This window comes from Streptomyces sp. NPDC050418 (genome assembly GCF_044458745.1).
Classification (GTDB): Bacteria; Actinomycetota; Actinomycetes; order Streptomycetales; family Streptomycetaceae; genus Streptomyces.
The window spans coordinates 396,850-410,127 of record NZ_JBITIG010000006.1; the positions used below are offsets into that span (position 1 = coordinate 396,850).

A 13,278-nucleotide genomic window follows, 5' to 3' on the forward strand; every position below is an offset into this window, starting at 1 on the left:
GACCGGGTGGGCATGCTTTGTCCCCGGGGCCCTCGTCCGGACTTCACTCCGCCGAAACCGGCGCATCCACCCCGGCCCGTACATCGATCTCCCGCCAGAACCCCGCCCTGATCGCATAGCGGTCGTGCTCGTCGATCTGATCGTCCTTGTGCGCGAGGAGACCGAACCGCGCGGCGTACCGCAGCAGCTCCCCGTCGATCCGGTGCGGGATCCGCGGATAGAGCACCGACAGCTTCTGCCGCCCGGCCGGGTCCGGCAGCCGTGCCAGCCACCGTCGTGCGAAGACCTGGCCGACCTCGAACGGGTCGCCGCCGACGGTCGTGATGTCCTCCTCGCGGTCCGCCCACCGCTGCTCGGCCGTGGTGAGCTGCGCGAGCGTCGGCAGCGAGGCGACCTCCGTCGGCTCCGACGGGGCGCCGGGCCGGTCGATCCACCCCTTGTCGGACGACCAGCGCAGCGTCGCGTTGGCGGGGTGCTGGGCCGGCTGCGCGGCCGCGGGGCCGCGCGCCGCGAGGTCCTTCGGTGTGGGCACCCCCTTCGCCGGGGCGTGCCGCTCGGCGGAGGCATGCTCGGCGGACCCGTTCTGCACGGGCTCCGCGACGGCCCGCTCGGCCGCCGCGGCCAGCGCCGCGTCCGGCAGGGGCGCCGAGAGGATCGCGGCGATCTCGGGCCGGGGCGCGGGCGGCGGTGCGCAGATCCCGCCGAGCTCCTTGGCCCGTACGGCCTGGGTGATCCAGGACCGGTCGAGCACCCGCCGCTCGTCGGCCTCGGCCACCAGGTCCTCGGACTGGTTGTAGTCGCCGTCCGCGGCCTGCACCGCCCACAGGTGGACGGCGACCCCGTGCTCCTTCGCGGACATCAGACCGGGCAGCAGATCGCCGTCCCCGGTCACGAGCACCACGTCCGAGCAGGCGCGGTTGCGGGCCAGCTCGGTCAGCTCGGCGTGCATCGCCGCGTCCACCCCCTTCTGCGCCCAGCGCCCGTCGCTGCGGGTCAGGGCGCCCAGGCGCACGGTGACCCGGGACATCACGCGCAGCCTGCGGTGCTCGGGCTGCGGGACGCGGTCGGGGGCGCCGTCGAACCAGTAGATGCGCAGGAGCGGCTGCTGTGTCTCCGCCTCGGCGCGTTCCCGCAGGGCTTGGATGAGGGCGGCATGATCGACGGTGATCCGCGACCGTGAGGGTTCTCCGGCGAGCAGGCTCGCGGCGGCACCCAGCAAATATCCGGCGTCCACCAGGACTACGCAGCGGTCCACGCGTTCCACCCTCTTCCCAAGAGGCCCGAGGCGCTCCGGCGGACGGCGGGAGCACGGGGCGGGTTTGCAACGGGGTTGTCTTCGAGTCTGCCCGAAGGCGCAAGGGTTAACGGCCGGAACTCGATCTTCGGCGTGGCGTGCACACGAACCCGCACGCGCCCCGTCCTTTACCTGGCGGAACATCACCCTCGTACCCACCGGAAAAACACTCCCCGACAGCCCTTATCACGCACGGTGATTCTCCGAAATGCGCGGAATGTCGCCATATGTGAATCTGGTCGCGGCCCTGGCCCCTAGATCCCCCTCAGGAGGCAGATCACCATGGCCAAGAACAAGAACCGTCAGCAGCAGCGCGGCCAGCAGCAGCGTGGAGCGCAGCAGGAGCAGGCCGAGCGCGGCGCCGAGCAGATGGAATCGGCGGCCGACCAGGCGCCCAGCCCCGCTCAGTTCGCTAGCGGTGGTGGTAAGAAGCAGAAGAAGTTCGGCCACAACTGAGCACCGGCTCCGTCCGGTCCAGGCACACGCGAGGGGCGCGTCCGTATCGTCGGACGCGCCCCTCGGCGTATCAACTCGGCTGAGCGGTAAGGCGGTTACCCGGCCAGGCACTGCGGGCCGAGCAGCACCTTCAGATCGCCGAACAGTGCCGGATCCGGCTGGACGCGGTGCCGGTCGAGCCGCAGCACGGTCGTCTTACGGGCGCCCTGGAGCTTGATCCGCACCTCGGAGTTGCCCCGGTGGTGGCCGAGGATCTCGCCGAGCCGCTGGACCATCGGCGGGTTCACCTTGACCGTGGGAATCGTGATGATCACCGGCGCGTTGGTGCCCGCGTTGGACAGGTCCGGCACCTGCATCTCCATCGCGACAAGGCGCGGCACGTCCTCGCGCTTGTCGAGGCGTCCCTTCACGAACACCACGGCGTCCTCGACGAGTTGGGTCGAGACGAGCTGGTAGGTGGCCGGGAAGAACATGCACTCGATGGAGCCCGCGAGGTCCTCCACGGTGGCGATCGCCCAGGCGTTGCCCTGCTTGGTCATCTTGCGCTGCAGGCCGGAGATGATGCCGCCGACCGTGACGACGGCGCCGTCGGAGTAGTCGCCGCCGGTGAGCTGGCCGATGCCCGCGTCCGCCTTGTCCTGCAGCACGTGCTCCAGACCGAAGAGCGGGTGGTCGGAGACGTAGAGGCCGAGCATCTCGCGCTCCTGCGCGAGGAGGTAGGTCTTCTCCCACTCGTCGGTGGAGAACTCCACGTCGAGCCCGAAGCCCGGCTCGTCCCCGCCGTCGTCGTCGCCCATGCCGCCGAAGAGGTCGAACTGCCCCTCGGCCTCCTTGCGCTTGACCTGCACGACGTTGTCGATCATCGGCTCGTACTGCGCGGTGAGGCCCTTGCGGGTGTGCCCCATCTCGTCGAAGGCGCCGGCCTTGATCAGGGATTCCGTGGTGCGCTTGTTGCAGGCGACGGCCTCGACCTTGTCGAGGTAGTCGGGGAACGAGGCGTACTTCCCCTTCGCCTTGCGGCTGCGGATGATCGACTCGACGACGTTCGTACCGACGTTACGCACCGCGGAAAGGCCGAAGAGAATGACGTCGTCGCCCTGCGCCGCGAAGTTCTGCTCGGATTCATTGACATTCGGCGGGAGCACCTTGATGCCCATGCGCCGGCATTCGTTCAGATAGACGGCCGACTTGTCCTTGTCGTCCTTCACCGAGGTGAGCAGGGCCGCCATGTATTCGGCCGGGTAATTCGCCTTGAGATACGCGGTCCAGTAGGTGACGAGACCGTACGCGGAGGAGTGCGCCTTGTTGAACGCGTATCCGGCGAACGGGACCAGCACGTCCCACAGGGCCTGGATCGCCGCGTCCGAGAAGCCGTTCTTCTTCGCGCCTTCCTGGAAAATGGTGAAGTTCTTCGCCAGTTCCTCGGGCTTCTTCTTGCCCATCACGCGGCGGAGGATGTCGGCCTCGCCGAGCGAGTAGCCCGCGATGATCTGGGCGGCCTTCTGCACCTGCTCCTGGTACACGATGAGGCCGTAGGTCAGACCCAGCGTCTCCTTCAGGGGCTCTTCGAGCTCCGGGTGGATCGGCGTGATCTCCTGGCGCGCGTTCTTGCGCTCCGCATAGTTCGTATGCGAGTTCATTCCCATCGGGCCCGGCCGGTACAGGGCCGAGACGGCGGAAATGTCCTCGAAGTTGTCGGGCTGCATCTGGCGCAGGAGCGAACGCATCGGCCCGCCGTCGAACTGGAACACACCGAGCGTGTCACCGCGGCAGAGCAGTTCGTACGTCTTCGGGTCGTCGAGCGGAAGGGCCAGCATCTCCAGGTCGATGCCCTTGTTCGCCTTCACCATCTTGACGGCGTCGTCCATGATCGTCAGGTTCCTGAGGCCCAGGAAGTCCATCTTGATCAGGCCGAGCGACTCGCACTGCGGGTAGTCCCACTGCGTGATCGTCACGCCGTCGGTGTGCCGCACCCAGACCGGGGCGTGGTCGATGATCGGCTCGCTGGACATGATGACGCCGGCGGCGTGCACGCCCATCTGCCGGACCAGGCCCTCGACGCCCTTGGCGGTGTCGATGACCTTCTTCACGTCCGGCTCGTTCTCGTACATCCCGCGGATCTCGCCGGCCTCGCTGTAGCGCGGGTGCGAGGGGTCGGTGATGCCGGAGAGGTCGATGCCCTTGCCGAGGACGTCGGCGGGCATGGCCTTGGTGAGGCGGTCGCCCATCGCGTACGGGTAGCCGAGGACGCGGGCCGAGTCCTTGATCGCGTTCTTCGCCTTGATCTTTCCGTACGTGCCGATCATGGCGACCTTGTCGGCGCCGTACTTCTCCGTCACATACCTGATCACTTCCACGCGCCGACGCTCGTCGAAGTCGATGTCGACATCGGGCATGGAGACGCGCTCGGGGTTGAGGAAGCGCTCGAAGATCAGTCCGTGCTCGATCGGGTCGAGGTCGGTGATGCCCATGGCGTACGACACGATCGAGCCGGCCGCGGAGCCTCGTCCCGGCCCCACCGCGATGCCGTTCTTCTTGGCCCACATGATGAAGTCGGCGACCACGAGGAAGTACCCCGGGAACCCCATCTGGATGATGATGTCCATCTCGTAGTCCGCCTGCTTCTGGCGGTCGTCGGGGACACCTCCGGGGTAGCGGCGGGCCATGCCGCGCCGCACCTCCTCCTTGAACCAGGTGACGTTGGTGTAGCCCTCTTCCGGGATGTCGAACTTCGGCATGAGGTCGCGCTTCTCGAACATGCCGGTGGTGTCGATCTGCTCGGCCACCAGGAGGGTGTTGGCGCAGCCCTCCTGCCAGGCGTCCGAGGAGTCGATGGCGTACATCTCCTCGGTCGTCTTCAGGTAGTAGCCGGTGCCGTCGAAGCGGAAGCGGTCCGGGTCGCTGAGGTTCTTGCCGGTCTGGATGCACAGCAGCGCGTCATGGGCGGTGGCCTCGTGCGCGTACGTGTAGTGCGAGTCGTTGGTGACAAGGGGCGGGATGCCGAGCTTCTTGCCGATCTCGAGCAGACCGTCGCGGACCCGGCGCTCGATCTCGATGCCGTGGTCCATCAGCTCCAGGAAGTACCGGTCCTTGCCGAAGATGTCCTGGTACTCGGAGGCCGCCTTCAGCGCCTCGTCGAACTGGCCGAGGCGCAGCCGGGTCTGCAGCTCACCGGACGGGCAGCCGGTGGAGGCGATCAGGCCCTCGGACCACTGGGAGATCGTCTCCTTGTCCATCCGGGGCCACTTCTGCAGCCAGCCCTCGGCGTACGCGTCCGAGGAGAGCTTGAAGAGGTTGTGCAGTCCGGTGCTGTTCGCCGCCCAGATCGTCTTGTGGGTGTAACCACCCGAACCGGACACGTCGTCGCGCTTCTGGTGCGGCTGGCCCCACTGGATCTTCCGCTTGTTGCGCCGCGACTCCGGGGCGACGTACGCCTCGATGCCGATGATCGGCACGACGCCCGACTTCTGCGCGGTGTGGAAGAAGTCATACGCGCCGTGGAGGTTGCCGTGGTCGGACATGGCGATATGCGTCATGGCCATCTCATTGCACGCGTTGAACATGTCCTTGAGCCGCGCGGCACCGTCGAGAAGCGAGTACTGCGTGTGCACGTGCAGGTGCGTGAACGGCGGCTTGGTCACGGTCGAGGACCTCCGGGAAAACGCTCGGCTACTGATGGGGGCGACAGCCGTGAAGTCTACGTCCGGCCACTGACAGGCCGTGGGCACTCCGGGGTACCTTCGGGCGTTGGTACGGACGGAACATCTGTCCGGCCGGACAGCAGGCCCAGCACCAGGAGGCACCAGGAATGTCGGTCACGCAGACGGGCGCCGAAGAGCGCGGCGAGCAGATCCTCTCCGTCTTCGACACCGCGTTCGGCGCGTTGCTCGCCGCGGACCCGGCCGCGTTCCGGGTGAAGTTCCGCAAGATGGCGGCCTCGGCCTTCGCCTTCTACCGCGGCACGGCCTGCCTCTTCTACCGGGATCTGGAGCGCGAGCAGCACGGCGGCCCGTTCCTCGACGACCGGACGGGCCGGGTGTGGATCCACGGCGATCTCCACGCGGAAAACTTCGGCACGTACATGGATTCGACGGGCCGGCTGATCTTCAACGTCAATGACTTCGACGAGGCGTACGTGGGCCCCTTCACCTGGGACCTCAAGCGCTTCGCGGCCTCCGTCGCCCTGATCGGCTACTCGAAGGCGCTCAGTGACGCGCAGATCACCGAACTGGTGACGATCTATGCGGCGGCCTACCGCGAGCGCATCCACCAGCTCGCCACCGGCGCCAAGGACGACGAGGTGCCGCCCTTCACGCTCGACACCGCCGAGGGCCCGCTCCTCAAGGCGCTGCGCGACGCCCGCTCGCTCACCCGCTTCTCGCTGCTCGACTCGATGACCGAGATCCGCGACTGGGAGCGCCGTTTCGCGCCCGGCGGCGGCTCGATCGAGCTGGACGCGGCCACGCGGTACAAGGTGCTCGCCGCCTTCGACGGCTATCTGGAGACGCTGCCCGAGTCCTCGCTGGCCCGCCCCGACTCGTACCGCGTGAAGGACGTGGTCGGGCGGCGCGGGATCGGCATCGGCTCGGCCGGCCTGCCCTCGTACAACATCCTGCTCGAAGGCAATTCGGACGCCCTCGAGAACGATGTCGTGATCTATCTGAAGCAGGCCCAGACCCCGGCGGTCTCGCGGCACATCACGGACCAGGCGATCAGCTCGTACTTCCAGCACGAGGGCCACCGCACGGTGATCTCGCAGCGCGCCCTGCAGGCGCACGCCGACCCGTGGCTCGGCTGGACCGAGCTGGACGGCGCGGGCCAGCTGGTCGCCGAGGTCTCGCCGTACGCGGTGGACCTGGACTGGTCGGACATCGACGACCCGGAGCAGATCGCGGCCGTCGTCGCCGACCTCGGGCGGGCGACCGCCACGATGCACGCGGCGGCGGACGACGAGAGCGGGTACACGGGCCTCGTCCCCTTCTCGACGGAGCGCGCCATCGACGCGGCCATCGCCGCCGACGAGGAGGGCTTCGCGCCGCTGCTCGTGGAGTTCGCGCACGAGTACGGGGCGCGGGCCCGCCAGGACCACCAGATCTTCGTGGATCTGTTCCGCAACGGCCGGATTCCGGGTCTGTAAGGCACGGATCGCCTCGCGGGTCCGGGCCTGGTCCGTAAGGGACGGATCTCACAGGAAACCCTGAACCGGCTCTTACTTACGCATCTGGCACACTCACAGCGATGGACATCTCAGGGACGCAGCCGAGGTTGCTGCGGGCGGCGCTCTTCACGGCTCTGGTCGTGACGCTGTCCGCGGCTTCCCATGTGCTGCTCTCGCAGGTGCCGCTGCCGCTCGGCACGATCGCCGCGGTGGCCGGGGGCGTCTTCGTCCTCGCGTATCTGCTCGCCGGACGCGAGCGCGGCTTCTGGTCGATCGCGGCGCTGCTCGTGCCGCTGGAACTGGCCGCGGACACGGTCTTCACCACCGGACAGCACATCTGTTACGGCGGGACCGGCGGCCCGGTCGCCGGCACCCTGCGCTCCTTCGGTTTCGACGTCCTGTGCGGCGGCTCCGACGTCGGCGGCGCCCTGGTCGCCGGCGCGGGGCAGCGCCCGGCCGCCGACCTGCTGGCCTCGGCCGATCCCTCGGCCTCCTGGCTGCTGCTCGCCGCCCATGTCGTGATCGGTCTGGGCGCGGCGGCCTGGCTGCGGCGCGGCGAGCGGGCCTTCGCCCAGCTCCTGCGCGCGATGGTCGCCGTGGCCTTCCGGCCGCTGGCGATCGCGGTGGCCGCGGTCACCGCGCACCCCGTCCCCGTACGTCGCGTCGTGCGCGCCTCCCGTCCGGCGCGCCCCCTTGCTCCGCTGCTCATCGCCCACTGCGTGGGCCGGCGTGGTCCGCCTTGCCCGGCTGCTCTCTGAGCCACCGGTCACAGCGCACACACCACCCCTTTCACGCACGGAGATTTCAGTCATGAGCAAGCGCAACAGCCAGGCATCCAAGGCAGCGGCCCGCGAGCGGCTGCGCGAGGAGCGCGAGCGGCAGGCCAAGAAGGACAAGGCACGCCGGCAGGTCATCGTCGGCGCGAGCATCGTCGGTGTGCTCGCGGTCGCCGGCGGCGCCGGGTTCCTGATCATGCAGGCCAACGAGCCCAGCGGCTGGGACAAGGCCGCCGATGCGAAGGTCGTCGTCCCGGCGAACGCCTCGGGCAAGAACGGTTCGACGGTCACCATCGGCGACGCCGAGAAGAACACCGTCCACCTCTACGAGGACGCGCGCTGCCCCGCGTGTGCCTCGATGGAGCAGACGATCGGCGAGCAGATCAACAAGGGCATGGAGGACGGCGACTACAAGCTGTCGTTCACCATCGGCACCTTCCTCGACGGCAACCTCACCGGCGAGGGCTCGAAGAACGCGCTGAGCGCGCTGGGCGCGGCGCTGGACGTCAGCCCCGAGGCGTTCCTCGACTACAAGGCGGCGCTGTACTCGAAGGAGTACCACCCGTCGGAGTCCACCGACGACTTCGCGAAGGACGACTACCTCATCAAGGTCGCGAACACCGTGGACGCCCTGAAGAACAACAAGGACTTCCAGGGCGACGTCGAGAAGGGCACGTACGACGCCTGGGCGATGAAGATGAGCGATTCCTTCCAGGCCGCCGATGACGTCGAGGGCACCCCGACCATCAAGATCAACGACAAGCGCATCGAGACGCCTTCGAGCGCCGAGGCCTGGGCCGCCGCGCTGAAGGCGGCGGGCGTCACCAAGTAGGGGCGGGCTTCACCGAGCACAGGCGGGCTTCACCGAGCAAGCGCGTGGCACGCAGGACGAAGCGAAGCTGAAGAGCGGGCGAACTTTCCCGGTTCGCCCGCTCTCCGCGTCTACTGATCAGTAATGTCGTCGCTCGTGACCAGTAGACTCAAGCCTCCCCACGAGGCCGCCACCCCCTCAACTCCCCGCCGCCGCACGGTCGTCAAGGCCGCCGCGACCGCCGCCGTCGCCGCACCTCTGGTGGCCGGTGCGCCGCCCGCGGGCGCCGCGGACCAGCCGCCCGCGTTCCTGCACGGTGTGGCCTCCGGCGACCCGCTGCCCGACGGCATCCTGCTGTGGACGCGTGTGACGCCGGTGCCGGATGCGATACCCGGCTCCGGCAAGGGGCCCGACACCGAGGTGCGTTGGGAACTCGCCGAGGACAAGTCCTTCGCCCGCGTCGCGGCGCAGGGCACGGTGACGGCGAAGGCCGCGGCCGACCACACCGTCAAGGCCGACGTACGCGGGCTCGCCCCCGCCACCGACTACTACTTCCGCTTCTCGGCCGGACCCACCACGTCGCCGACGGGCCGCACCCGTACGACGCCCGCGTACGACGCGACGGCCGCCAACGTGCGCTTCGGCGTGGTCTCCTGCGCCAATTACGAGGCCGGCTACTTCTCCGCGTACCGCCATCTCGCCGCCCGCCAGGACCTGGAGGCGGTGCTGCATCTCGGCGACTACATCTACGAGTACCAGAGCGGCGGTTACCCCGAGACCGACGACGTGCTGCGGGCGCAGCAGCCCGCGCACGAGATCGTCTCGCTCGCCGACTACCGGCTGCGCCACGGCTCGTACAAGACGGACGCCGATCTGCAGGCCGTGCACGCGCGCCACCCGGTGATCGCGATCTGGGACGACCACGAGGTCGCCAACGACGCGTGGTCGGGCGGCGCCGAGAACCACACCCCGGAGACCGAGGGTCCGTACGCCGACCGCCTGAAGGCCGCCAAGCAGGCCTACTTCGAGTGGATGCCGGTCCGTCCGGCGACCGAGGGCACGGTCTACCGGCGGATCCGGTACGGGAAGCTGGCGGATCTGCATCTGCTCGACCTGCGCTCCTTCCGTTCGGAGCAGACCGGCATCGGCAGCGGCGAGGTGGACGACCCGGAGCGCACGATCACGGGCCGCGCCCAGCTCGACTGGCTGAAGCAGGGGCTGAGCCGGTCGCAGGCGCAGTGGAAGCTGGTCGGCACCTCGGTGATGATCTCGCCGGTGGCGTTCGGGTCGGTGTCGGCCGAAGTCCTCAAGCCGCTGGCCGAGTTGCTCGGGCTGCCGAAGGAGGGGCTCGCGGTCAACGTCGACCAGTGGGACGGCTACACCGACGACCGCCGCGAGCTGCTCGGCCACCTCAGCGACCAGGGCATCGAGGACACCGTCTTCCTGACCGGTGACATCCACATGGCGTGGGCCAACGACGTGCCCCTCAAGGCGGCCACGTACCCCTTCTCGAAGTCGGCGGCGACGGAATTCGTGGTCACCTCGGTCACCTCGGACAACATCGACGACATCCTGGGCGTCGCCCCGCACACGGTGTCGCTGGTCGCGGCCGGGGCGATCCGGGCGGCCAACCGCCATGTGAAGTGGCTGGACATGGACAGTCACGGCTACGGCGTGCTCGACGTGACGCCCGCGCGGACGCAGATGGATTACTACGTCCTCTCCGACAAGACGCGGCCGGACGCGACGGCGAAATGGGCCCGTTCGTACCGGACCGCGAGCGGGACGCAGAAGGTGGAGCGGGCGGACCGGCCGGTGGGCTGACCCGCACATCGGCGGCGCGTCGGGACCGACGGCCCGGGCACCGTCGAATTCCGGCCACACGCACGCTCGTTAAGAGCCGATCACCGCCGCATGACGGGCGGTGTGCCCCGAGGACCGAACCCGGACACACCGCCCGCCCCGATGACACCACGCGTCACGGCGGCGTCTCAAACCTCGGACCTGACCAGAGGATTTCCCGCGCTTGGCCCCATTCGCCGGATGATTCATCAGGCTTGATCACCTCTCCTCAAAGACTGACATGGGCACGTAATCTCCCCGCGGCGGCGAGGAAGTCCCTCCCGCCCCATCCGCGAGGAGTCCCCACATGCGCGCTCTTCCCTCCATATCGCCGCGTCTGCGCAGGCGCTTCATCGGTACGGCCCTGGTGGCCGGAACTCTCGTACTCAGCCCGCTCGCCGCACCCGGCGGCACGGCGACAGCGGCCGCGTCCGGCGCGGCCTCGGCGGCCGAATGCGAGGACGGCCAGGTCAGTTCGGCCCGCGAGGCGAAGGGCGCCGGCCACGCGGCCGAACCCAACGAGGTCAGCGCGACGAAGGCCAAGGCCATGGACGCGGACCTGCAGCGCAGACTGGAGAAGCTGCGCGCGAGCGGTCAGCGCACCACCGACGCGGCCACCGCCGCCACCACATCCATCCCGGTCTACTTCCACGTGGTCCACGACGGCGCCGCGGGCAAGCTCACGGCCACCGACCTCGCCAAGCAGCTCGACGTCCTCAACTCCGGCTTCGGCGGCCAGGGCGAGGGGAACGCGGACTCCGGCTTCCAGTTCACGCTGGCCGGCACGGACTACACGGACAACGCCACCTGGTACAACGGCGTCGAGCCGGGCTCGTCCGCCGAGAAGGCGATGAAGTCCTCGCTGCGCAAGGGCGGTCCGGAGGCGCTGAACTTCTACACCGCGAAGCTCGGCGGCGGTCTGCTCGGCTGGGCCACCTTCCCGTCCTCGTACAAGGCGAACCCGTCGGACGACGGCGTGGTCGTCCTCGACTCCTCGCTGCCGGGCGGCTCCACGGCCAATTACAACGAGGGCGACACGGGCACCCACGAGGTCGGCCACTGGATGGGGCTCTACCACACGTTCCAGGGCGGCTGTAACGGCAAGGGCGACTACGTCGACGACACCGCGGCCGAGAAGGAGCCGGCCTTCGCCTGCCCCGAGGGCCAGGACAGCTGCACCCGCAAGCCGGGCGTCGACCCGATCCACAACTTCATGGACTACACGTACGACGCCTGCATGTACCAGTTCACGTCCGGGCAGGCCCAGCGGATGCAGGACAGCTGGGCCGCGTACCGCGGCTGACCTGCTCACCTGACTCGCCCCCGGGAGCACACCGCTGCCGTTCCCCTCTACTCTGTCTGCCACAGACGGGGTTGAGGGGGACGGGGACGGCGTGAGTGCTCCCGGGGACAGCATCGACGGACGCTTCGAGCTCATCGAACGGCTCGGCAGCGGCGGCATGGGCACGGTGTGGCGGGCCCGCGACACCGTGCTCGACCGCGAGGTGGCGCTCAAACAGGTCAAGCCGGTCGACCCGGCGTTCGGTGAGCGGAGCGCGGTACTGCGCGAGCGGGTCCTGCGCGAGGCGCGGGCGCTCGCCCGCCTCAGCCATCCGCATGTGGTGACGATCCACCAGATCCTGGAACCGGCGGGCTCCACGCACCCCTGGATCGTGATGGAGCTGCTCCCGGGCCGGACACTCCAGGACCGCCTCGCCGACCGGCCGCTGACCCCGGCAGAAGCCGCCCGCCTCGGCCGCCAGATCCTCTCCGCGCTGCGCGTCGCGCACGCCGCCGGGATCCAGCACCGTGACGTGAAGCCCGCGAACGTGATGCTGCGCGAGGACGGCACCGCGGTCCTCACCGACTTCGGCATCGCCGCGCTCCATGGCTCCACGGCCCTCACGCAGACCGGCGAGATGGTCGGCTCCCCCGAGTTCATGGCGCCCGAGCGCATCCGCGGCACGGACAGCGACCCGGCCTCCGACCTGTGGTCGCTCGGCCTCGTCCTGTACGTCGCGATGGAGGGCGTCTCGCCGCTGCGCCGCCCCACGCCCCTCGCCACACTCGCGGCCGTCCTCGACGAGCCGGTGCCGTCGCCGGTGCGCTCCGGTGCGCTGACTTCCGTCCTCGACGCCCTTCTCGTACGGGACCCTGCGGCGCGGCCCGACGCGGCGGCGCTCGACGCGCTGCTCGCCGCTGCCGAGTCCGGACGGTCCCCGCAGCCCGCACCGCAGGCGCCGACGCTGACGGCCCAGGCCCCGCTGCTCCCGTCGCCGCCCGCGCCGCGCCCGCGGACCGACAGCCCGCGTCCCGCCGCACCCACCGCGGTCCGCCCTGCGCCGCGCAGCCGTATCCCGGTGATCGTCGCCGCCGTCGCGGTGGCCGTCGCGGTCGTGGCGGCGACAGCGCTGGTCATCACCCTGCGCGATAGATCGGACAGCCCCGAGAGCAAGGGCGGCGGTACGACCTCCGCTCCACCGAGCACGGAGCAGCCGCCGAAGAAGAAGCAGCCCAAGGCGCCGAACACCGAACCCGGAACGATCCCGGAGGGCGGGAGCTGGGTCGCGATGCTGTACTCCGAGCCGACGTCCAGCGGCGCGGCGGCCCGCGACAGCCGGCTCGCGAAGGTGCGGCGGACCGTGCCGGAGGCGCAGTACCTGCTCAGCGACGACTACCCCTCGCTGCGCCCGGGCTTCTGGGTGATCCACGCGGGCCCGTTCCCGCACGGCAGCGCGGCCCTCTCGTACTGCGCGGAACGCGGGCTCACGAGCCGGGACGAGTGCGTCGGCCGCTTTGTGTCCACCGTGGCCGCGGACATCAAGTACCTCTGCTATCCGCCGGCCTCGGCGCCCTCGGGGACCTGCCGCCGCGACTAGGGCCTGCGCGGGAAGCGGGGACCGGCGGCAACTCGCCCTGCCGAGGCGGGAGTTCCGCGTCT

At 69.6% G+C, this 13,278-nt stretch carries 9 protein-coding genes; 7 read left to right on the forward strand and 2 right to left on the reverse strand.

All coding sequences use genetic code 11. From position 1 onward, the window contains the following. Positions 1-43: 43 nt before the first annotated feature. On the reverse strand, positions 44-1,255 hold the full coding sequence (locus tag ACIBI4_RS17105) for an NYN domain-containing protein (RefSeq protein ID WP_399204692.1): 1,212 nt from the start codon (positions 1,253-1,255) through the stop codon (positions 44-46). A gap of 321 nt (positions 1,256-1,576) precedes the next feature. Here ACIBI4_RS17105 and ACIBI4_RS17110 point away from each other — a divergent pair, with 321 nt between their 5' ends. Beyond that, positions 1,577-1,750: a hypothetical protein gene (locus tag ACIBI4_RS17110; protein ID WP_399204693.1), complete on the forward strand. Its 174-nt coding sequence runs from the start codon at positions 1,577-1,579 to the stop codon at positions 1,748-1,750. Between the two features lie 95 nt (positions 1,751-1,845). Here the strand turns inward: ACIBI4_RS17110 and dnaE are convergent, their stop codons facing one another. Next, a complete protein-coding gene (dnaE, locus tag ACIBI4_RS17115) occupies positions 1,846-5,391 on the reverse strand; it encodes a DNA polymerase III subunit alpha (protein WP_399204694.1) in 3,546 nt (1,181 codons plus the stop codon). A gap of 167 nt (positions 5,392-5,558) precedes the next feature. On the opposite strand from dnaE, the gene ACIBI4_RS17120 reads away from it, so the two are divergent. The 6 genes from ACIBI4_RS17120 to ACIBI4_RS17145 all read left to right on the forward strand — a co-directional run bounded on the left by ACIBI4_RS17120 (position 5,559) and on the right by ACIBI4_RS17145 (position 13,216). Next, complete coding sequence (locus ACIBI4_RS17120; protein WP_399204695.1) at positions 5,559-6,887, forward strand: DUF2252 domain-containing protein; 1,329 nt, start codon at positions 5,559-5,561, stop codon at positions 6,885-6,887. A gap of 101 nt (positions 6,888-6,988) precedes the next feature. Further along, positions 6,989-7,666 carry a hypothetical protein gene (locus tag ACIBI4_RS17125; RefSeq protein ID WP_399204696.1) on the forward strand — a complete coding sequence of 226 codons (678 nt, stop codon included), beginning with the start codon at positions 6,989-6,991 and terminating at the stop codon, positions 7,664-7,666. A gap of 52 nt (positions 7,667-7,718) precedes the next feature. Further along, on the forward strand, positions 7,719-8,516 hold the full coding sequence (locus ACIBI4_RS17130) for a thioredoxin domain-containing protein (protein WP_399204697.1): 798 nt from the start codon (positions 7,719-7,721) through the stop codon (positions 8,514-8,516). Positions 8,517-8,651: 135 nt separating this feature from the next. Next, positions 8,652-10,319 carry an alkaline phosphatase D family protein gene (locus tag ACIBI4_RS17135; protein ID WP_399204698.1) on the forward strand — a complete coding sequence of 556 codons (1,668 nt, stop codon included), beginning with the start codon at positions 8,652-8,654 and terminating at the stop codon, positions 10,317-10,319. Between the two features lie 325 nt (positions 10,320-10,644). Beyond that, positions 10,645-11,640, forward strand: a complete 996-nt coding sequence (locus ACIBI4_RS17140; protein WP_399204699.1) for a zinc metalloprotease — start codon at positions 10,645-10,647, stop codon at positions 11,638-11,640. A gap of 91 nt (positions 11,641-11,731) precedes the next feature. Then, positions 11,732-13,216, forward strand: a complete 1,485-nt coding sequence (locus ACIBI4_RS17145) for a serine/threonine-protein kinase (protein WP_399204700.1) — start codon at positions 11,732-11,734, stop codon at positions 13,214-13,216. Positions 13,217-13,278: the final 62 nt, after the last annotated feature.

What these genes read in the sequence shown, in the direction of transcription:
- ACIBI4_RS17110 (WP_399204693.1), top strand. Translation starts at nt 1,577, where the DNA reads ATGGCCAAGAACAAGAACCGTCAGCAGCAGCGCGGCCAGCAGCAGCGT.
- ACIBI4_RS17140 (WP_399204699.1), top strand. Translation starts at nt 10,645, where the DNA reads ATGCGCGCTCTTCCCTCCATATCGCCGCGTCTGCGCAGGCGCTTCATC.
- ACIBI4_RS17120 (WP_399204695.1), top strand. Translation starts at nt 5,559, where the DNA reads ATGTCGGTCACGCAGACGGGCGCCGAAGAGCGCGGCGAGCAGATCCTC.
- ACIBI4_RS17130 (WP_399204697.1), top strand. Translation starts at nt 7,719, where the DNA reads ATGAGCAAGCGCAACAGCCAGGCATCCAAGGCAGCGGCCCGCGAGCGG.
- ACIBI4_RS17125 (WP_399204696.1), top strand. Translation starts at nt 6,989, where the DNA reads ATGGACATCTCAGGGACGCAGCCGAGGTTGCTGCGGGCGGCGCTCTTC.